Annotated in this window: 25 protein-coding genes; 12 read left to right on the forward strand and 13 right to left on the reverse strand. The window is 61.8% G+C overall.

Annotation, left to right across the window (positions count from 1 at the left end; genetic code table 11):
- Nucleotides 1-12: 12 nt before the first annotated feature.
- Complete coding sequence (locus VZC39_RS17890) at nucleotides 13-1,128, reverse strand: sugar diacid recognition domain-containing protein (RefSeq protein ID WP_349919706.1); 1,116 nt, start codon at nucleotides 1,126-1,128, stop codon at nucleotides 13-15.
- 212 nt (nucleotides 1,129-1,340) lie between these two features.
- On the opposite strand from VZC39_RS17890, the gene VZC39_RS17895 reads away from it, so the two are divergent.
- The 3 genes from VZC39_RS17895 to VZC39_RS17905 all read left to right on the forward strand — a co-directional run bounded on the left by VZC39_RS17895 (nucleotide 1,341) and on the right by VZC39_RS17905 (nucleotide 3,113).
- Nucleotides 1,341-1,715 carry a YacL family protein gene (locus VZC39_RS17895; RefSeq protein ID WP_349919707.1) on the forward strand — a complete coding sequence of 125 codons (375 nt, stop codon included), beginning with the start codon at nucleotides 1,341-1,343 and terminating at the stop codon, nucleotides 1,713-1,715.
- A gap of 51 nt (nucleotides 1,716-1,766) precedes the next feature.
- Nucleotides 1,767-2,057: a hypothetical protein gene (locus VZC39_RS17900; protein WP_349919708.1), complete on the forward strand. Its 291-nt coding sequence runs from the start codon at nucleotides 1,767-1,769 to the stop codon at nucleotides 2,055-2,057.
- 225 nt (nucleotides 2,058-2,282) lie between these two features.
- Nucleotides 2,283-3,113, forward strand: a complete 831-nt coding sequence (locus VZC39_RS17905) for a CPBP family intramembrane glutamic endopeptidase (protein ID WP_349919710.1) — start codon at nucleotides 2,283-2,285, stop codon at nucleotides 3,111-3,113.
- Between the two features lie 76 nt (nucleotides 3,114-3,189).
- Here the strand turns inward: VZC39_RS17905 and VZC39_RS17910 are convergent, their stop codons facing one another.
- From VZC39_RS17910 to VZC39_RS17930, 5 genes are all read right to left on the reverse strand, one after another.
- Nucleotides 3,190-3,609 (reverse strand): DUF4426 domain-containing protein, encoded by a 420-nt coding sequence (locus VZC39_RS17910; protein ID WP_349919711.1) that lies wholly within the window; start codon nucleotides 3,607-3,609, stop codon nucleotides 3,190-3,192.
- Between the two features lie 4 nt (nucleotides 3,610-3,613).
- Nucleotides 3,614-3,922 carry a DUF167 family protein YggU gene (gene yggU / locus VZC39_RS17915; RefSeq protein WP_434664306.1) on the reverse strand — a complete coding sequence of 103 codons (309 nt, stop codon included), beginning with the start codon at nucleotides 3,920-3,922 and terminating at the stop codon, nucleotides 3,614-3,616.
- Complete coding sequence (locus VZC39_RS17920) at nucleotides 3,922-4,473, reverse strand: YggT family protein (protein WP_349919714.1); 552 nt, start codon at nucleotides 4,471-4,473, stop codon at nucleotides 3,922-3,924. The genes yggU and VZC39_RS17920 overlap by 1 nt, the downstream gene beginning before the upstream one ends.
- A gap of 25 nt (nucleotides 4,474-4,498) precedes the next feature.
- Complete coding sequence (gene proC / locus VZC39_RS17925; protein ID WP_349919715.1) at nucleotides 4,499-5,323, reverse strand: pyrroline-5-carboxylate reductase; 825 nt, start codon at nucleotides 5,321-5,323, stop codon at nucleotides 4,499-4,501.
- Between the two features lie 202 nt (nucleotides 5,324-5,525).
- Nucleotides 5,526-6,245, reverse strand: a complete 720-nt coding sequence (locus VZC39_RS17930) for a YggS family pyridoxal phosphate-dependent enzyme (RefSeq protein ID WP_349919717.1) — start codon at nucleotides 6,243-6,245, stop codon at nucleotides 5,526-5,528.
- A gap of 39 nt (nucleotides 6,246-6,284) precedes the next feature.
- On the opposite strand from VZC39_RS17930, the gene tapT reads away from it, so the two are divergent.
- The 3 genes from tapT to yaaA are packed head-to-tail and all read left to right on the forward strand — an operon-like array spanning nucleotide 6,285 to nucleotide 9,262.
- A complete protein-coding gene (tapT, locus tag VZC39_RS17935) occupies nucleotides 6,285-7,319 on the forward strand; it encodes a type IVa pilus ATPase TapT (protein WP_349919719.1) in 1,035 nt (344 codons plus the stop codon).
- A gap of 26 nt (nucleotides 7,320-7,345) precedes the next feature.
- Nucleotides 7,346-8,455, forward strand: coding sequence for a PilT/PilU family type 4a pilus ATPase (locus tag VZC39_RS17940; protein ID WP_349919721.1), 1,110 nt, complete (start codon nucleotides 7,346-7,348; stop codon nucleotides 8,453-8,455).
- Between the two features lie 33 nt (nucleotides 8,456-8,488).
- Complete coding sequence (yaaA, locus tag VZC39_RS17945; RefSeq protein WP_434664310.1) at nucleotides 8,489-9,262, forward strand: peroxide stress protein YaaA; 774 nt, start codon at nucleotides 8,489-8,491, stop codon at nucleotides 9,260-9,262.
- Between the two features lie 181 nt (nucleotides 9,263-9,443).
- Here the strand turns inward: yaaA and srmB are convergent, their stop codons facing one another.
- The gene (gene srmB / locus VZC39_RS17950; RefSeq protein ID WP_349919724.1) at nucleotides 9,444-10,667 is read right to left on the reverse strand and encodes an ATP-dependent RNA helicase SrmB; all 1,224 of its coding nucleotides are present in this window, start codon (nucleotides 10,665-10,667) and stop codon (nucleotides 9,444-9,446) included.
- Between the two features lie 127 nt (nucleotides 10,668-10,794).
- Here srmB and VZC39_RS17955 point away from each other — a divergent pair, with 127 nt between their 5' ends.
- Together VZC39_RS17955 and brnQ are read left to right on the forward strand one after the other, a co-directional pair.
- Nucleotides 10,795-11,505 (forward strand): tRNA1(Val) (adenine(37)-N6)-methyltransferase, encoded by a 711-nt coding sequence (locus VZC39_RS17955; protein ID WP_434664312.1) that lies wholly within the window; start codon nucleotides 10,795-10,797, stop codon nucleotides 11,503-11,505.
- A gap of 236 nt (nucleotides 11,506-11,741) precedes the next feature.
- Nucleotides 11,742-13,004 (forward strand): branched-chain amino acid transport system II carrier protein, encoded by a 1,263-nt coding sequence (gene brnQ, locus VZC39_RS17960; RefSeq protein WP_349922565.1) that lies wholly within the window; start codon nucleotides 11,742-11,744, stop codon nucleotides 13,002-13,004.
- 72 nt (nucleotides 13,005-13,076) lie between these two features.
- Here the strand turns inward: brnQ and VZC39_RS17965 are convergent, their stop codons facing one another.
- The 3 genes from VZC39_RS17965 to zur are packed head-to-tail and all read right to left on the reverse strand — an operon-like array spanning nucleotide 13,077 to nucleotide 14,218.
- Nucleotides 13,077-13,304, reverse strand: coding sequence for a hypothetical protein (locus VZC39_RS17965; RefSeq protein ID WP_349919727.1), 228 nt, complete (start codon nucleotides 13,302-13,304; stop codon nucleotides 13,077-13,079).
- Nucleotides 13,305-13,310: 6 nt separating this feature from the next.
- Complete coding sequence (locus tag VZC39_RS17970) at nucleotides 13,311-13,772, reverse strand: chemotaxis protein CheX (RefSeq protein ID WP_434664314.1); 462 nt, start codon at nucleotides 13,770-13,772, stop codon at nucleotides 13,311-13,313.
- The gene (gene zur, locus VZC39_RS17975; protein ID WP_349922568.1) at nucleotides 13,772-14,218 is read right to left on the reverse strand and encodes a zinc uptake transcriptional repressor Zur; all 447 of its coding nucleotides are present in this window, start codon (nucleotides 14,216-14,218) and stop codon (nucleotides 13,772-13,774) included. The genes VZC39_RS17970 and zur overlap by 1 nt, the downstream gene beginning before the upstream one ends.
- A gap of 136 nt (nucleotides 14,219-14,354) precedes the next feature.
- Between zur and dusA the strand changes: the two genes are divergently transcribed.
- On the forward strand, nucleotides 14,355-15,341 hold the full coding sequence (gene dusA / locus VZC39_RS17980) for a tRNA dihydrouridine(20/20a) synthase DusA (protein WP_434664316.1): 987 nt from the start codon (nucleotides 14,355-14,357) through the stop codon (nucleotides 15,339-15,341).
- A gap of 2 nt (nucleotides 15,342-15,343) precedes the next feature.
- Nucleotides 15,344-15,493: a hypothetical protein gene (locus tag VZC39_RS17985; RefSeq protein WP_349919731.1), complete on the forward strand. Its 150-nt coding sequence runs from the start codon at nucleotides 15,344-15,346 to the stop codon at nucleotides 15,491-15,493.
- Nucleotides 15,494-15,563: 70 nt separating this feature from the next.
- Here the strand turns inward: VZC39_RS17985 and VZC39_RS17990 are convergent, their stop codons facing one another.
- Complete coding sequence (locus VZC39_RS17990; RefSeq protein ID WP_349919733.1) at nucleotides 15,564-15,989, reverse strand: hypothetical protein; 426 nt, start codon at nucleotides 15,987-15,989, stop codon at nucleotides 15,564-15,566.
- A gap of 112 nt (nucleotides 15,990-16,101) precedes the next feature.
- Nucleotides 16,102-16,374: a nucleoid-associated protein HU-alpha gene (gene hupA, locus VZC39_RS17995; RefSeq protein ID WP_005305063.1), complete on the reverse strand. Its 273-nt coding sequence runs from the start codon at nucleotides 16,372-16,374 to the stop codon at nucleotides 16,102-16,104.
- Between the two features lie 340 nt (nucleotides 16,375-16,714).
- On the opposite strand from hupA, the gene rsd reads away from it, so the two are divergent.
- Nucleotides 16,715-17,197 carry a sigma D regulator gene (gene rsd, locus VZC39_RS18000; protein ID WP_349919734.1) on the forward strand — a complete coding sequence of 161 codons (483 nt, stop codon included), beginning with the start codon at nucleotides 16,715-16,717 and terminating at the stop codon, nucleotides 17,195-17,197.
- Between the two features lie 102 nt (nucleotides 17,198-17,299).
- Nucleotides 17,300-17,689: a PilZ domain-containing protein gene (locus VZC39_RS18005; RefSeq protein ID WP_349919736.1), complete on the forward strand. Its 390-nt coding sequence runs from the start codon at nucleotides 17,300-17,302 to the stop codon at nucleotides 17,687-17,689.
- A 69-nt stretch (nucleotides 17,690-17,758) separates the two neighbouring features.
- Here VZC39_RS18005 and radA read toward each other — a convergent pair whose 3' ends face one another.
- Entirely contained in the window at nucleotides 17,759-19,126 is a 1,368-nt protein-coding gene (gene radA / locus VZC39_RS18010; RefSeq protein ID WP_434664325.1) for a DNA repair protein RadA, read from the reverse strand.
- Nucleotides 19,127-19,193 lie beyond the last annotated feature (67 nt).

Here is a 19,193-nt window from a genome sequence, read left to right on the forward strand (position 1 = left end):
CAATTATACAAATCAACTATCCAGATTCAGTCCGAGATAGAGCAGAAACTTGTCATCTAACTTGTTGAAATTTAAACCAGTTATCTGCTCTATCCGGGTCAGGCGGTAGCGTAGGGTATTGGGATGAATGAAGAGTGAATCGGCACAGGGATGCAGATCACAATCCTGCAAGAAATATTGGCGCAGCGTCTTCTGCAGCACCCCCTTGGCGTCCTCCCTGGCCAGTTTCTGCAGGGGCGCCCGCAGCTGATCCGCCTGCCAGGAATCCGCCAGACTGCCGAGCAGCACCGGCAGCCGGTAATCCTCGAAGAAGTAGACCTGCTTGCGCGGCGCCTGGCGCATGCCACGGCGCAGGGTGTCTCGCGCCGTCTGGTAGGAGCGTGCCAGCCCGCCGATGCCGGCGAAGTAATCACCCACCCCGATGCGCATCTTGAAGTGGGGAATGCGGGCCAGCAGCTGCTTGATGCGGCTGCGCTCCTGCTCCGACTGCCAGACGCCGTCGCTGAGCTGGGCCGGCTTGAGCACCACGATCTCGTCCAGTCCGTTGATGGCCACCAGGTTGTCCCGCTCCGGGTTCTCCAGCAGGTGCACCAGCTCCCGCAGGCGGGCGGGATCCGCCTCCTCCAGCGCCAGCACCGCGACCACCCGTGGCTGGGCCAGATCCAGGCCGAGGAAGCGGGCCGCCTGCTGCAACTGATCGACTCGCCCCTCGCCGCGGATGAGCTGCAGCACCAGCTCCTCCTTGTGGCGCTTGTCCCACTGCAACTGCTCGGTGAGCGCCGCCTGCTCCAGGATGAGCTCCGCCGTCATGCGCACCAGTTCGGCGTAAGCGCGAACTTCGTCCGGATCCCCCGAGATGCCGATGACCCCGAGCAACTCCCCCTGATAAGCGATGGGCAGATTGATGCCGGGGCGGACCCCCTTGAGCTGCTTGGCGGTGGCGTCGCTGATCTCCACCACCCGGTTCTCGGTCAGGGCCAGCACGGCCCCCTCGTGACGCTGCAGCAAGCGCTCCGGGTTGCCGGACGCGATGATGAGACCGTGCTCATCCATGACGTTGACCGAGAAGGACAATATCTTCATCGCCCGGCTGACGATCTGCCGCGCCAGACTCTCATCAAGCTGCATGGGGACTCCGATCGGTGACGGGGGAGCGGGAAATGAACGACATGGGGTCTCCGTGTAAAAGCCGGGTGGCAGCGCAAAGATGCCACATCCTCAAGACAAGCGAGGGGGGGATCGCTAGAATAGGCCACTTTACCTCAGGTATGCCCCGCCAGGGATCACGGAATTGACGGGATCCCTGATGATGAGCCTGCCGTTATCTGATGGACGCCGCTATGGACTATGAATTTCGCCGCGACCCGTTTGGTGGCTATCGCGCCCGGTTCTCCATGGGTCACGAAGCCATCGGCCAGTGGCTGATCGACGAAGTGGGCAAGGATGAGGAGAAGCTCGATCTGCTGTTCTCCATCATCGACGAGCTCTCCAGCCGTGCCCGCGTCGAGTATCAGCTGGCCGGGGGCGACTACTCTTTGCTGCTCACCCACGAGGAGGCAGAGGTCAAGGCCAACGTCCTCAATATCGAGCTGGGCGAGGATCTCGACGATCTCGCCTACTACGATGATGAACAGCTGGCCATGTGCGGGCTGGAAGATTTTGCCCAGGTGCTCGCCTCCTGGCGCGCCTTTATCCGCAACGAGGATATGGGCTAGGTATTCAATACAGGCAGGGCAAGCGCCCGCCACAACCCAACAGGATTGACTATGTCTATTTACGATTTTGATGACGAACTGCCGGAAGACGAGCAGGATCAACCGAAGAAAGCCGCCCCGGCCAAGAAGAAAGGCAAGCAGGTGCTCAATACCCAGGTCAACCTGAGCCCGCGCGATGCCAGCCGTCTGAACGGCATGCACGTCGAGGCCATCACCACCCTGGATGACGTCAGCCTGCCGAAGAACGTGATCTTCAAGGCCGGTCTCATCGCCCTGGGTGAGCTGGAAGCCACCAAGCGCGCCGACATCATCGCCCGGGTAATCGCCGAATCCGGCCGATAAGCCTCGACACCCGGGTTCAAAGGCAGTCATTCATGCTGATGACGTGGGTAGATGAAAATTTAAATATCGCCTGACATGAAAAAACCGGAGCCTCTGCTCCGGTTTTTTGTATCCCGGCGATGGCAGGATCCTCGACAGCCACGGGATCCGACCAGTCTATTGACCCTTGTGTCACGGCAGGGGGAGCCGGTAAGGTGCGCCCCCTCGATGCCAAAAGGAGACTCAATGTTACCGCTTCCTGATGCCCTGATCTGGGGGACACTGGCGCTGGCCGTGCTGCTCTGTCTCGCCCGCCAACGCACGCCCGGCCTCATCCTGCTCGGGGTCGCCCTGACTGCCGCCCTGATCCTGGGCCGTATCGCGCCATCCGCCCTGCTGGTCAGCCTCGCCGGCCTGTTGCTGGCCTGGCGCACTCCCACGTTGCCCCAGCCCTGGCGCCCGGTGGCCCTCGCCCTGGTGCTGCTCTGGGCCATCGCGCTCACCCTGCACTTGGTGCCGGGGTTTGACAACCTGCGGGTACTGGACAAGGTTCAGGCCGGCCCCGCCAGCGTGCCTTTCACCCTTTACCTCAATCTGGACAAGCCGCTGATCTTCTTCGGCCTGCTGTTGGCCTGGCCCAGCCTGCTGGGTCAGGGCGGCCCCCTGCGCTGGCGCCCCCTGGCGCTGCTGGTGTTGCCGCTGGCGGCCATGCTGCTGCTCGCCTGGCAGCTCGGAGCCCTCAAGCCCGAGCTGGGGCTGCCCCACTGGTGGTGGCTGTTCGCCTTCAACAACCTGCTGTTCACCTGCGTGGCGGAGGAGGCGTTGTTCCGGGGCTTCATCCAGCAGGCCATCGCCCAGCGCAGCCGGGTCTGGCTGGGGATCCTGGCCGCCAGCCTGTTGTTCGGGGCGGCGCATCTGGCCGGTGGCCCGCTGCTGGTGCTGTTCGCCACCCTGGCCGGGGCCTGCTACGGGCTGGCGTTCCAGCTGAGCGGCCGCCTCAGCGTCGCCATCCTGCTGCACTTCCTGTTCAACTTCGCCCATCTGGCCCTGTTCACCTACCCCATGGCCAGTCGATAACGCTGGGTCGGCCGCAGAAAAGGCGGATAAAAAAAGCCCCGAACCGCAGGGTCCGGGGCTTTTGTGACGCCTGGCGTCAGTCGACGTAGAAGGTCTGCTGGAAGCTGAGGGTCTGCAGTTGCCCCTCTCCCATGATCTTCAGGGTGAACTGGTAGGTGTCCTCGTTGCGATAGGGCAGTACCGCCAGGTAGTAGATGGACTCCCCTTCCTTCACCTCCTGGAAGCTCAGGGTGCGGATGGTGCCGGTCAGGTTCTTGGCCTCGCCGCTGATGCCAACCGCCTGGGCCACCCCTTGTTTGTTCTGCACCGCGATATTGACGATGCCGTTGTAGCGGCTGCGTTCCAGCCCGTAGGCCTTGGCCACCTCGGGGGTGAGGAAGCTGGAGTTGAAGGCGCTGTAATGCACCCGCCAGGGGCCCAGCTCCTTCATCTGTTCCGCCTGCAACGGCAGCGCCATCAAGAGTGCCAGCAGGCAGCTCATCCAGGCTGTTTTCATGATGTCATCCCTCTCCTATTCCGCTTTCCAGCAGGGCATCTATCTCGGCGGGGATCTGCCTCGGTGCCTCGATGGCCACCGTCTTGTGCCGACCGAGCTCTCCCCGCACTATCCTGACCTGCCCCTTGGCCACCTTGAACTGCTTGGCCAGATATTTGATCAGATGGCCGTTGGCCTGGCCATCCACCGGCGGAGCCGTGATGGCCACTTTCACTTCATCGCCGTGCAAGCCGACGATTTGATCCCGGCTCGCCTTGGGCTGGATCATCAGATGCAGTACCAGATCGTCCCCTTCACGCAGGACGGCCGGCATCAGATCATCCACCACAGCTGGCCAAACAGATCCCCTAACAGATAGTTTATGGCCTGCAGCGCGATAAAGGCGACCAGCACGGAGAGATCCAGCCCGCCCAGGGCCGGCAGTATGCGGCGGATGGGGGCCAGGAAGGGCTCGGTCAGCTGATGCATCACGTACTCGATGGGGTTGCGACCCTGGCTGACCCAGCTCAGGATGGCGCGGATCAGCAGCACCCAGAAGATCATGGAGCCCGCTTTCTTCAGCACGGTGAGGAAGGCGAACAGGCTGAGGGTGAGCCAGTCAGCCAGCAGCACGTTCATGCTCTTGAGCAGCGCCAGCTTGGCGAAGGCGATGATGAGCGCCAGCACCACGGAGGCCATGTCCAGCCCGCCAAAGCCCGGAATGATGCGACGCAGGGGCACCACCAGCGGGTTGGTGAGCTTGACCACCATCTGGCTCATGGGGTTGTAGAAGTCGGCGCGGGCCCACTGCAGCCAGACGCGCAACAACACCACCATGAGGTAGAGATCGAAAATCGTGTTAATCAGAAAGTAAGCGGTATTCATCTGGGCTCCCGGTTAAGGACTGTGTTCAAAAAAGGGTTTCCATCTCGGCGGCGCGGGTCACGGCTGCCTGCATGGCGCGAGCGGTGAGCGGCATCAGCCCCTGCTCCTGGAAGGTCTTGACCGCCTCGGCCGTGGTGCCCCCCTTGCTGGTCACCTGCTCTCGCAGGGTTTGCAGGGAGAGCTCGGGATTGCGCTCCACCATGGCGGCGGCACCGAGGGCCGTCTGCTGCACCAGCAGCCGGGCCTGCTCGGGGCTGAATCCCATGGCTTCGGCCTCTTCGGCGATGGCCTGCATGAACAGGAAGAAGTAGGCCGGGGCACTGCCCGCCGCGGCGATAACGCCGTTGATCCCCGCCTCCTGCTCGGTCCAGAGGGTCTTGCCCACGGACTGCATCATCTGCTCGGCAAAGTTCCGATCATCCTGTCCGATGGCGGCAGGCGCATAGAGGCCCGTCATGCCGAGCCCCAGCAAGGAGGGGGTATTGGGCATGGCGCGCACGATGCGACTGTGACCGCCCGCCATCTCCTGGAGGCGCTCGACCCGGATGCCGGCGGCAATGGAGATGAGCAGCTTGCCCTCCAGGGAACCGACCCTGGCGACGAGCTCCGTCAGCATGGTTGCCATCAGCTGGGGCTTGACCGCCAGCACGATGGCATCGGCCGCCCTGGCCGCCTCGGTGTTGTCCTGGGTGACACGGATGCCAAACTGGCTGGCCAACTCGTCCAGCTTGGGACGGCTCGGGTTGGCGGCCAGGATGCAGTCGGCGGGGTAGCCCGCCTGGATGAGTCCGGCGATGATACTGCGGCTCATGTTGCCTGCGCCGATAAAGGCAAGAATTCGGTGTTGCATCACGCACTCCTGTGGTCAATGTGATTGGGACATCTGCCGTACCGGCGCCGATACGCCAGGGGATGACAGACTCCCGAAACTGATGGTATTGCCGCCCTGACTGTCGGCCCGCAATGGGCACAATCCCTTCGCCAGTCAGGATGTGCGGCACAGGATGATGAGGCCCGGCGGGGTTGGCCGGGGCAACCGCATCCCGTGCTCGCTATGAGTAGTCGCGGGCGCCGAAGATGGCGGTACCGACCCGTACCATGGTGCTGCCATGGGCGATCGCCGGCTCCAGATCCTCGGTCATCCCCATGGAGAGGGTGTCGACACTCGGGTATTGTCGCGCAAGCTCGGTGAACAGAGCCTGCATGCGTCGCATCTGCCCGGCCAGCACCGCCTCGTCGCTGGTGTGCTCCGGGATAGCCATCAGGCCACGCAGCCGCAGCCGCTCGCAGTTGGCCACCAGGGCCGCCAGCCGGAAAATCTCTTGCTCCGACGTACCGGATTTGCTGCTCTCTCCGCTAATATTGATTTGCAGACAGACATTTAGCGGCGCCATCCCGGCCGGACGTTGGTTGTTGAGGCGCTCGATCAGCTTGTCACGATCGACGCTTTGAACCCAATCGAATCGCTCTGCCACCAATCTGGATTTGTTGGATTGCAGGGGCCCGATAAAGTGCCACTCTATGTCTGCGTAGTCTGCACTCGCCGTCTGCTCGGCCCGGGCACGCAGGGTGTCGATCTTGGTGGCCGCCTCCTGGGCGTAGGATTCGCCGAAGCGACGCTGACCGGCGGCATAGGCGGCCTGAATATCCTCGAGGGGTTTGGTCTTGCTGACCGCGAGCAGCTCAATAGGATCGGCGCCACGGCCAACCCGTCTGGCCGCCTGTATGATACGTTCCTTTACCTGAAGCAGGTGCTGGGCAATCTGGCTCATATTTCGTTCGTGATCTTGTGATGGGAGAAAAACAAATCTATGGATATCACAGAGTTATTGGCTTTTAGTGTAAAGCATAAGGCCTCGGATCTACACCTCTCGGCCGGGGTTCCTCCGATGATCAGGGTTGATGGGGAGGTTCGCAAGATCAATTTGCCCGCCCTGGACCACAGGGAAGTACACGCCCTCATCTATGACATCATGAATGACCACCAGCGCAAGGAGCTGGAGGAGAACTTCGAGGTGGACTTCTCCTTCGAGGTGCCCGGCATGGCGCGCTTCCGGGTCAACGCCTTCCAGCAATCCCGTGGCTCGGGCGCCGTGTTCCGGACCATTCCAAGCCAGGTCATGAGCCTCGAGGATCTGGGGGCACCGGAGATGTTTCGCAAGATAGCCGAGTTCCCCCGCGGGCTGGTGCTGGTCACGGGGCCGACCGGCTCGGGCAAGTCCACCACCCTGGCGGCCATGGTCGACTATATCAATGACAACACTCACCAGCACATCCTCACCATCGAGGATCCCATCGAATTCGTGCACGAGAACAAACGCTGCCTGGTCAACCAGCGCGAAGTCCATCGCGACACCAAGAGCTTCACCAACGCCCTGCGCTCGGCCCTGCGGGAAGACCCCGACATCATACTGGTGGGGGAAATGCGGGACCTCGAAACCATACGCCTGGCCCTGACCGCCGCCGAGACCGGCCACCTGGTGTTTGGCACCCTGCACACCTCGTCAGCGGCCAAGACCATCGACCGTATCATCGACGTCTTCCCGGGCGCAGAGAAGGACATGGTGCGCTCCATGCTCTCCGAATCCCTGCGAGCCGTCATCTCCCAGACCCTGCTCAAGCGGATCGGCGGCGGCCGGGTGGCGGCCCACGAGATCATGCTGGGGATCCCGGCGGTGCGAAACCTCATCCGGGAAGACAAGGTGGCCCAGCTCTACTCTGTCATCCAGACCGGGATGACCCACGGCATGCAGACCATGGATCAGAGCCTCAAGCAGCTCGTCAACCGTGGCGTCGTGGCCGCGCTGGATGCCAAGGCCAAGGCGGCCGATCCCAACAACATTTAAGAGAACCTCAAACCCAAGGAGACGCTATGAACATGGATGTTCTGTTGGCTGCACTGGTTGAACAAAAGGGGTCGGATCTCTTTATCACGGTCGGCGCCCCCCCCACCCTCAAGGTCAATGGCCGCCTGGTGCCCCTCGGCGAGGTCCCGCTGGATCGCCAGACCACCCTGACGCTGGTCAGGAGCAGCCTGGATGCCGCGCACCTCGAACGCTACCAGCATAGCCGGGAGGCCAACTACGCCATCGTCCGCGAGGGGATAGGTCGTTTTCGGGTCAGCGCCTTCTGGCAGCAGGATCAGCCGGGCATGGTGCTGCGCCGTATCGAAACCCAGATCCCCGGCTTTGAGGAGCTGAAGCTGCCCCCTATCCTGCAGGATGTCGCCATGGCCAAGCGCGGTCTGGTGCTGTTCGTGGGGGCCACCGGTGCCGGCAAGTCCACCACCCAGGCCGCCATGATAGGCTTTCGCAATCAGCACGGTGACGGCCATATCCTGACGGTGGAGGATCCGGTGGAGTTCGTGCACAGCCACGACCGCTGCCTGGTCACCCAGCGAGAGGTGGGCATAGACACCGAGTCGTTCGATGTGGCACTCAAGAACTCCATGCGCCAGGCCCCGGACGTGATCCTCATCGGCGAGATCCGCACCCAGGAGACCATGGAGCTGGCCATCCAGTTCGCCGAGACCGGCCACCTCTGTCTCGCCACCCTGCACGCCAACAACGCCAACCAGGCGCTGGATCGCATCCTCCATCTGGTGCCCCAGGAGAAACACCGCCAGTTCCTGTTCGATCTCTCCTTCAACCTGCGCGCCATCGTCGCGCAGCAACTGCTGCCCAACCTGCACGGTCAGCGCCGGGTCGCCGCCTTCGAGATCCTGCTCAACACCCCGCTCATCACCGACATCATCCGCAAGGGGGAAGTCCATCGGCTCAAGGAGGTGATGAGCAAATCCACCGAGCTCGGGATGCAAACCTTCGATCAGGCACTGTTCACCCTGTTCTGTGGCGGCCAAATTGGCTACAGTGAGGCCCTCGCCCATGCCGACTCCGCCAACGACCTGAGGCTGCAGATCAAGCTCTCCGGTCGCCAGCAGCTGGGCACAGGTTCACTGGACAGCGCCACCCTGGATGAATGAGGGGGCGCTGACCATCGCGAATGAAGGAAAGTTATGCTGATTGTGGTTTCCCCGGCCAAGACGCTGGATTACGAGTCGCCGCTGGTGACCTCCCGTTTCACCCAGCCCGAGCTGCTGGATCACTCCGCCCGGCTCATCACCCGCGCCCGCCAACTGACGCCGGCCCAGATCGCCAGCCTGATGAAGATCAGCGACAAGCTGGCGGGGCTCAACGCGGCGCGTTTCAGCGAGTGGCAACCGGACTTCACCCCGGCCAATGCCCGCCAGGCGCTGCTGGCCTTCAAGGGGGATGTCTACACCGGTCTCGCGGTGGAAGACTTCAGCGAGGAGGACTTCGCCTTTGCCCAGACGCATCTGCGCATGCTGTCCGGTCTCTACGGGGTGCTGCGCCCGCTGGATCTGATGATGCCCTACCGCCTCGAGATGGGGATCCGCCTCGACAACGAGCGCGGCAAGGATCTCTATCAGTTCTGGGGCGACATCATCACCGAGCACCTGAATAAGGCGCTGACGGCCCAGGGGGACGAGGTGCTGATCAACCTGGCTTCCGACGAGTATTTCAAGTCGGTGCGCCCGAAAGCCCTGACGGGACGGATCATCACGCCGGTGTTCAAGGACGAGAAGAATGGTCAGTACAAGATCATCAGCTTCTACGCCAAGAAGGCCCGCGGCATGATGGCCCGCCACATCATCAAGCACCGCCTGACCGAGGTGGAGCAGCTGACCGGTTTCAACGATGGCGGCTACCGTTTCGTGGCCGAAGAGTCAGACCCGCACACCCTGATGTTCAAGCGCGCTGAAAATTAATTACAAAAAAAGTGAACCAACCACGGGATCCTCGGGTCTGAACCTATGAATCCTCTGTTGTAAGCACTTTTTTGTTAGCCGACGTTCATGCGTCGGCTTTTTTCTGTCCGCGATCCGGCGGGATCCTGCCAAGATCCCCTGAAACAAAACGGCCACCCTGAGGTGGCCGCCTGACAATGGCTTACTTCTTTTTCTTCTTGGCTGACTTCTTCTTGCCATCCTTCGGCTTTTTCTTCTTCACCGGCACCCGGGCTTCCTTGTGCTTGGGACGCAGCTCATCGATCACCCGGCGCTTGAGGCGCTCCTCGGTGTAGCGCTCGATCTTGGCCACCATGGCCATGTCGTGGGCCTCCACCAGGCTGATGGCGCAGCCCCGGTTGCCGGCACGGCCGGTGCGGCCGATGCGGTGCACATAGACGTCGGTGCCATAGGGCATGTCGTAGTTGATGACATGGCTGACGTTCGGCAGGTCGATGCCGCGGGCGGCGACGTCGGTGGCGATGAGGAAGGGCACCTCCCCTTCGTGGAACTTGCGAATGGATTCGATGCGCTTGGCCTGCTCCATCTCGCCGCGGATCCAGGCGCAGGGCACGCCCGCCGCCTGCAACTGGCCAGAGAGCTCTGCCAGCCGCTCGCGGGTCTTGACGAAGACGATGGCCTTTTGGGTCTGCGGATCCTTCAGGATGTGTATCAGCAGCGCCAGCTTGTGGGCGGCGTCATCCGCCAGGTGCACCCACTGGGTGATGGGGCGACGCTCGCTGCGGGGCGGCTCGGCGTGCAGTTCCACCGGATCTTTGAGGATCTCGTTGGCAAACTTGGTGAGGCCGGCCCCCTCCAGGGTGGCGGAGAACAGCATGGTGTGCTTGCGGTAGCGCGCCTCTTCCACGATGCGGTTCACGTCCTTGATGAAGCCCATGTCCAGCATGCGATCCGCTTCATCCAGCACCAGCACTTCGATGTCGTGGCTCTCGAACTCTTCCTTCTCGATGTACTCGAGCAGGCGGCCCGGGGTTGCCACCACGATGTCGGTGGTCTTGGTCAGCGCCGGCAGCTGCTCTTCATGGCTGACACCGCCGATGATGGTCTCGATGCTGAGGTGGGTGTGCACCGCCAGCGCCTTGGCGTGGGCACTGACCTGCAGCGCCAGCTCCCGGGTCGGGGTCAGGATCAGCATGCGGCAGGGGCCCGGCTTGCGGCGCGGGAAGTCCAGCAGATGCTGCATGGCGGGCAGCAGGAAGGCGGCGGTCTTGCCGGTTCCGGTCGGCGCGGACGCCAGAATATCGCGGCCATCCAGGGCTGGCTCCAACACCATCTGCTGGATGGTCGTGGGGCGGGTGAAACCCATCTCGGCCAAGGCCCGGTTGAGGGCGGGATTCAGGTCGAAATCATCAAAGGACTGGCTCATGGCAATACTCGGTCATTTAGGAAGCGGCAGATTATAGGCGATTATGTCGCCCGCTCCTATGGCGCTGGCACCTTAGCCGCTATAATCGCCGACCATTTTTTGTATCGCGGACGGGATAGAGGGCCAGATGGGGCGCAGCAACGGCTTTACCTTCAAACAATTTCATGTCGCCCATGACCGCTGTGCCATGAAGGTGGGCACCGACGGCATCCTGCTCGGCGCCTGGGCCCCGCTGACCGGCGTGCGCCGGGTGCTGGACATCGGCACCGGCAGTGGCCTCATCGCCCTGATGCTGGCTCAGCGCAGCACAAACGACTGCCAGATCGATGCGGTAGAGCTGGATAAGGATGCAGCCGGCCAGGCCAGAGAGAATGTCGCTGCCTCCCCCTGGGCCCACAGGCTCACCATCGTGGAAGCGGCCATCCAGGATCACCGGGCGGTGCCCTATGACCTCATCGTCTCCAACCCGCCCTACTTCGTGGCAGGTCAGGCTTTCAGCGACCCGGCCAGGGCATTGGCCCGGCACACCGGCAGCCTGGATCCCCGGGCGCTGCTGACCGCCTGCCAGCGCCTGCTGGCTCCGAGTGGCCGGGTGGCGCTGGTGCTGCCCACCGCCATGGCTGCTGAAATTTTATGCATTTCCGAGCATTTTGAACTGTATGCCAGTTGTTATACAGCTGTTATCACCAAGGAAGGGAAAGAGGCAAATCGCGTTTTATTGCTACTTCACAGAGGATTAAACAGGTGTGAACGGGGTGAAATTGTGATCCATTCTGCTACTGGAGGCTATTCCGACAGATACATCCAACTAACCCACCCCTTCTATTTGAAGATGTAAATTTTGTCTTGAAGAATTTTTCCACATCATTATGCTGACTGTTAAACGAGCACCCGCTCCAGACCAGCCAAAACCACTGGTCATGATGAAAAAAACAGCGGGGCTCCTTTTTTTTATCCCCGAGGGGCCTGGGTCACTGACCAATAAAAAACTATAACAAGCAATAGTTTACAAGACAGACGAGGTTGAACTTGACGAAATCACTCACGACGTCCGATGTACTCGGATTGGGCTTTATGACCTTCGCCTTCTACCTGGGCGCCGGTAACATCATCTTCCCGCCCCTGGCCGGCTATCTGGCGGGTGAGCACCTCTCCCTCGCCATGCTGGGCTTCCTGGTCACCGCCGTGGGCCTGCCGCTCATCACCATCATCGCCGTCGCCAAGGCTGGCAACGGCTGGGCCGGCATGACCAAGCTGCTGCCTGCCGGCATCGCCACCACCCTGGCGGTCGCCATCTACATCATCATCGGCCCGGCCTTCGCCGCCCCCCGTACCGGCCTCGTCGCCTACGAGATGGGCATCAAGCCCTTCATTGGTGACATGGGGCAGGCGGGTCTCGCCGTCTACACGGTTATCTTCTTCGGCATCGCCATCCTGGTCTCCATGAATCAGGGCAAGCTGATGGACGCCATCGGCAAATACCTGACCCCGGTGCTGATGATCCTGCTGCTGACCCTGGCTGTCGGCGTCTTCATGGCTCCGCAAGGCACCATGCCCGCCGCCACCGGCGACTACCAGAGCGGCCCCTTCGTGAAAGGGATCCTGGAAGGCTACAACACCATGGACACCCTGGCGTCCCTGATGTTTGGCGCCCTCATCGTCGATCTGCTGCGCCAGAAGGGCATCACCGACTACCAGAGCCAGTTCAAGTACCTGGCCATCGCCGGCGTCATCTCCGCCATCGGTCTGTCCGTGGTCTATGTCTCCCTGTTCCAGCTCGGTAACACCGCCGCCGGCGTGGCCACCGATGTCAGCAACGGCGGCGCCATCGTCAACGCCTACGTGCTGAGCCTGTTCGGTCAACCGGGCCAGTTCATCCTGGCCGGCATCATCACCCTGGCTTGCTTCACCACCGCCGTGGGCCTCATCTCCGCCTGCTCCGACTTCTTCCACAATCTCACTGGCATCGCCTACAAGAAGCTGGTCGTGCTGCTGGGTGTCATCTGCGCCGTTGTGGCCAACGTCGGCCTGAGCCAGCTCATCAGCCTCTCCATCCCGGTGCTGGTTGCCATCTACCCGGTCGCCGTGGCCCTGGTACTGGTCACCTTCCTGAAGGGCTACTTCGGTCGTCCGCGCCTGGTGTTCCGCTCCGTGCTGCTGGTCGCCTTCCTGTTCGGCTGCCTGGATGGCCTGGGCGCCGCCGGCATGAAGATGGATGCGTTCGCCTTCCTGCCGCTGTTTGACAAGGGCCTGGCCTGGTTGCTGCCAACCCTGCTGGCCTGTGGCCTGGGCGTGATGATCCGCGCCGGTGACAAGCTGGCTGCCGAAGCCGCCTGATAGTCCGCCGCACATGAAAAAGGGCCAGCATCTGCTGGCCCTTTTTGTTTGTCTCGAGATGAGCGGTTCGGGCTAGAGCCCGGCGCCCGGCTTGGGTTTGCCGGCCAAGCCATACCAGTGATGCTCTATCCTGCCCGCATGCCAGCTGAGAGTGCCCCATGGCTGCTTCGCCTGCCAGCGGGGGAAGCTTATCAGGACGCTGTTGTCCTCATACTTGTAGATGGAGGTCTTGAGCTGGATGTCCGACAGGATCAGCAGCAGGACTGCCGCGATGAAACTCCATTTCAACGCTTTCCACATGATGGGTTACTCGAAGCAGATTTCGATGGTAGCGCGGCCGTAGTCCGAATCGAACGGCATCATGATCTTGGCCCCGTCCGCCCTGTGGGTGATGGTGTGATTCGGCCCCGAGACGATGATGGGCGTCGCCATGTCGAACTCGTAGCCCTTCTCCCCCAGTATCCGCTTGGCCCCGCCGGTCACCATGTTGGTGATCTCCCCCACCATGTCGGTGACCTCCTCGTTGAGGGTGGTCGGCGCCTCCCCCAGCATGCGGCGCATGATCTCCAGCGCCAGCCCCTTCTCGAAGCTGATGGAGAGGGAACCGCGGGTCTGCGGGCCCACCATGCCGATGAGGCCGGACACATCCCCGCGTGCCAGCTCGTCCGTCTTGCGCTTGGGGGCACCGGGCTTGAGCTCCAGCTGCGCCATGGTGGAAATCACGTTGAGCAGGGAGAGCAGGAACGGGTTTACAAAATCAGCCTTCATCATGCCTCCGGGGCATCGGCGCAACGGGCACATTGACCGTGAGCCTCTATGGTCTTGTTGGTAATAGTAAAACCATGCTGGCGCGCCTGCTCGGAAAAGGCGCCGTCGATGGCGTTGTCGTGCAGCTCCACCACGTCGCCGCAGCGATCGCAGATCAGCAGCTGCATCGGGTGGGCATGGTCGAAGTGACAGCAGAAAATGAAGGCGTTGAGGGATTCCACCTTGTGGGCGAAACCTTGTTCCAGCAGGAAGTCGAGGGCCCGGTAGACGGTCGGTGGCTTGGCATGGGCCTCGGTCTGCTGCAACTGGGCCAGCAGGTCGTAGGCGCTGATGGCATTGCCGTGGGCCGCCAGCAGGCGAAACACCTGACGCCGGGTGGGGGTGAAGCGGATCCCGCGCTGTTCGCAGAGGCGTTCCGCCCTTAGTAAGAGTTGGTCTTGATTCATCATCACGCAGCTACCCTGTCAATTAGCCGGATACTATCACAGGGCCCAGCCGAGGCGGCGACAAAATTCATTTTCGGGGGGGCCCTCACGTTGTGGTAGGATCCGGCCCCTTGTTTTGCCACCCCGGATGATTTTTATGCAGGCGCAGCGCTTCTCCATCGCCCCCATGCTGGACTGGACCGATCGACATTGCCGTTATTTCCATCGGCTGATGACCAGTCAGACGCTACTTTATACCGAGATGGTCACCACTGGCGCCATTATCCATGGCAAAGGCGACTATCTGGGCTACAGCGAGCAGGAGCACCCCATCTCGCTGCAGCTGGGAGGCAGCAATCCGACGGATCTGGCCCGCTGCGCCAAGCTGGCCGCGGAGCGCGGCTATGACGAGATCAACCTGAACGTGGGCTGCCCCTCGGATCGGGTGCAGAACGGCCGCTTCGGCGCATGCCTGATGGGAGAACCCGCCCTGGTCGCCGACTGCGTCAAGGCAATGCGCGACGTGGTGGACATTCCGGTCACCGTGAAGACCCGCATCGGCATCGACGAGCAGGACTCCTACGAATTCTTGCAGGCCTTCATCGAGCAGGTGCGGGACGCCGGTTGCGACACCTTCATCGTCCATGCCCGCAAGGCCTGGTTGAGCGGGCTGAGCCCCCGCGAGAACCGCGAGATCCCGCCCCTGGACTACCCGCGCGTCTACCGGGTCAAGCAGGACTACGCCAACCTCACCATCGCCCTCAACGGCGGTGTCACCAGCCTGGAGCAGACCCTCGAGCATCTGCAGCATGTCGATGGCGTCATGATGGGGCGCGAGGCCTACCAGAATCCTTACCTGCTGGCGCAGGTGGACAACCTGTTGTTCGGCCAGAACAAAGCAGTACCGAGTCGCCACGAGGTGGTACGCATGATGTTGCCCTACATGGAGCAGGAGCTCGCCAAGGGCAACTACCTCTCCCACATGACCCGTCACATGCTGGGCCTGTTCCAGAACATGCAGGGGGCTCGCGCCTGGCGCCGTCACCTGAGCGAGAACGCCTGCAAGCCCGGCGCCGGCATCCAGGTGGTGCTGGACGCCATGGCCAAGGTGCCCGAGTTTCCCCAGACCGAGACGGTGGCATAAGCATGTATCGTTTCACCGGCACTTGGCTGCACAAGGCCCTGGTGCGCCTGTGCGCAGGCCTGCTCGCCATCCTCGGCATCAAGCTCAGCCCCTTCTATCTGCTGGGACTGGTGGTCGTGCTCGGCCTGCACAAGGATCAGCTGCTGGGCTGAGCCTTTTCCCTGCCCGCAGACACAAAAAAGCCGGAACCTCGCAGTTCCGGCTTTTTCATTGATGTGAAGCTTACTCGGTCGCCTCGACGAACTGCAGTTCGGGAGGCAGGGAGGTCAGCACGTCGGCGCAATAATCCCAGGTCGAGATGCGGTAATGCTGCAGATCCTCGTCCAGATGCAGGCCATCGGACTCCTGATGGAACCAGCTGGCGAAACGGGACGGGGTGATCAGCTGGATCTGCTCCTCGAGGGTGTGACTGTCGCGCCCCTCCGCCAGATCGCAATCCTCCATGACCCGCACGGCGAAGATATGGCGGAAGCTGACCCGGCACAGGTGCTGCGGCGGCAGATCGATGCTGCGTGCACGACCCAGCACCACGGTCAGGGTGTCACTCCAGATATCCTGATGCAGTTCGGCCACGACCAGGCCGGGGGGAAGTTGACGAGCGGGTGCCCAGGGCACGGCCACCTGCCGAATGGCATTCTTCTGTTCCATATCCACCTCGCTACAGCGACTGCCATATCCTGAGTGTATCTGAAACAAATTCTGCCGGCGATGGCAAGAAAAAACCCGGCAGGTGCCGGGTTCACAGGATTACTTGACGCTATTACTTGACGGCGTCTTTCAACGCCTTGCCTGCCACAAAGGACGGCACATTGGCGGCTGCAATCTGGATCTCTTTGCCAGTTTGCGGGTTGCGACCGGTACGGCCCGCACGATGGTTGACCTTGAAGGTACCAAAACCCACCAACTGAACGGCATCGCCCTCTTTCAGGCTCTGGGTAATACCATTGATGATCTCTTCCAGAGCAACTTTGGCCTGAGCTTTGCTCAGGTCTGCTTTGGCGGCAATTGCATCGACAAGTTGAGCTTTGTTCATAACATTTCCTTTATGATCGGGCATTTAGCACCGGGCCACTCTATTCAAAAAAAAACACTCAGGCAAAGGCTTTATCAGCCCCATTGGCTTGAATGCTGGGGTTTTCATCAAGATCTGCGGAAATAGTCACATATCTCGCCCCTTCATCGTCCTTGGTGACGACACGGCGGCGCACAACCGATGAGGGACTTGTACGCAAACCCCCACCTGATGTAACAATATCCCCACACTCCTATTGACGGTCAACAGGATTTTCCCTAGTTATAGGAAGTGTCGTCAGTCGATGGAATGACCGCAGGCCTGCCGCCATCGCGCCGCAGGCCATGCCCATGGAGGGTTTATGTTAACTGAACTGGAAAACACCAAGCGCGCTTTGGCAGGCAAACACAGGGCCATTGACGACTGGCTCGACGCTCGCCAGGCCTTGCTGGTCGAGTACATCCGGCTGGCCGGCCTCAAACCTGCCAGAGCCAAGCAGCGCTCCCTCCCCAGCCATAGCGAGTTGCAACGCTTCTGCGAACAGCTGGTCGACTACGTCAGCGCCGGTCACTTCGAGATCTACAACCACGTGGTGACGGCCTTCGAGCAGGCCAGCGGCGACAAGCTGGAGCTGGCCAAACGCATCTATCCCCATATCCGGGCCTGCACCGAGTTCGCCCTGGAGTTCAACGACAAGTACAGCAATGCCGACGAAGCCCAGTTGCTGTTGCTCGACGATGACCTGAACCACCTGGGCCCCGTGCTGGAAGACCGATTCAAACAGGAGGATCGTCTGGTGAAAGCGCTGCAGGTGGTGGAATCTCTCAGCCACCAGCAAGGTTGATGGTCAATACCGGAGCCAGCTCAAGATCCTGCCGCTCAAGCTGGATTACAATCTGAAGCAACCTTTGCCAGCCCTGAATCGGCCTTTCTACCGGAGATGAACATGCCAGAGCGCCGCCAGTTTACCCGGATCTTCTACCTGACCGCCGCCAGGCTGAGCCAGGGGGGGCGTCAGTGGCGCACCCAGCTGGTCGATGTCTCCCTGCAGGGTGCCCTGCTGCTCAGGCCGGAGGATTGGTCCCCCAGCGGCGACAAGGAGTACGAGGTCTGTTTCGTGCTCAGCGGCAGCGATATCGAGATCAAGATGCAGGTGGAGCTGACACACGAGGCCAGCAAGAAGCTGGGCTTCTACTGCCACCACATCGACATCGACAGCGCCAGCCACCTCAAGCGGATGATCCAGCTGAACGTGGGAGAAGAGCAGCTGCTCTATCGCGAGCTGGAACAATTGCTGCAGGAGCATCAGGATCACGCAGCCCCCAGCCCTGAGTGACCGGGCTGCATGATTCAAAAGAAAAAGGAGCGCCAACGCGCTCCTTTTTCTTTGCCGCAACTGACCTCGTTACAAGGCCTCGAGGGCGTCGGACAGTTTCTTCACCGGCACCACCTCCATCCCCTCGATGGGATGTTTGGGGGCATTAGCGTGAGGCACGATGGCACGCCGGAAGCCGTGCTTGGCCGCCTCCTGCAAGCGCTCCTGGCCGGAGGGCACGGGCCGGATCTCGCCGGAGAGCCCCACCTCCCCGAACACCACCAGATCCTTGGGCAGGGCCTGATCCCGGAAGCTGGAGACCATGGCCAGCAAGAGCGCCAGATCCGCGCTGGTCTCCTCCACCTTGACGCCCCCCACCACGTTGATGAAGACGTCCTGATCCGCCATCTGCAGGCCGCCATGGCGATGAAGCACCGCCAGCAGCATGGCGAGACGGTTGTGATCCATCCCCACCGCCACCCGGCGCGGGTTGGAGAGCTGGGAGTAGTCCACCAGCGCCTGCAGTTCCACCAGCAGCGGCCGGGTGCCTTCCCAGATCACCATGACGATGGAGCCCGGTGCCTGCTCCTCCCCCCGGCTCAGGAAGATGGCGGAGGGGTTGCTCACCTCCTTCATGCCCTGCCCGGTCATGGCGAAGACCCCGAGCTCGTTGACCGCCCCGAAGCGGTTCTTGTGGGAACGCAGGGTCCTAAAACGGGAGTCATGGCCCCCGTCCAGCAACACGGAGCAATCGATGCAGTGCTCCAGCACCTTGGGACCCGCCAGGGTGCCGTCCTTGGTGACATGGCCGACCATGAAGATGGCGACGTGGTTCTGCTTGGCGTAGCGGGTGAGCAGGGCCGCGGATTCCCGAACCTGGGAGACGGAACCCGGCGCGGACTGCACGTCCGCCACGTGCATCACCTGGATGGAGTCGATGACCATGATCTGCGGCTGCTCCTGCTGGGCGATGAGGCAGATCTGCTCGACGGAGGTTTCAGACAGCATACGCAGCTTGTCGGTGGGTAGCCCCAGCCGGCTGGCCCGCATCGCCACCTGTTGCAGGGACTCCTCCCCGGTCACGTACAGGGTCTTCATCCGCTCTGCCAGTCCGCACATGGTCTGCAGCAGCAGGGTCGACTTGCCCGCCCCCGGATTGCCACCGATCAGGATGGCGGACCCCGGCACCACGCCGCCGCCGAGCACCCGATCCAGCTCCTTGAAACCGGAGCTGAAGCGGGGGATCTCGGTGGTGGCGATCTCCGCCAGGGTCTGCACCTGGCTGCCGACGGCGCCGGCATAGCCACTGTAACGGGCGCTGCTTTTGCCCGGGGTATTCACCCCCAGCCGGACTTCGCTGATGGTGTTCCACTCCTTGCACTCGCTGCACTGACCTTGCCAGCGGGTAAAGTCGGCGCCACATTCGGTGCAAACATAGGCGGTTTTGTTTTTGGCCATGGATAACTCGGGGACAGGATGAATTCCTGCTTGATATACTTGGTTGCGACCGACAGATCAAACCCAG

This window comes from Aeromonas sp. NJAU223, assembly GCF_051125555.1.
Lineage (GTDB): Bacteria > Pseudomonadota > Gammaproteobacteria > Enterobacterales > Aeromonadaceae > Aeromonas > Aeromonas veronii_G.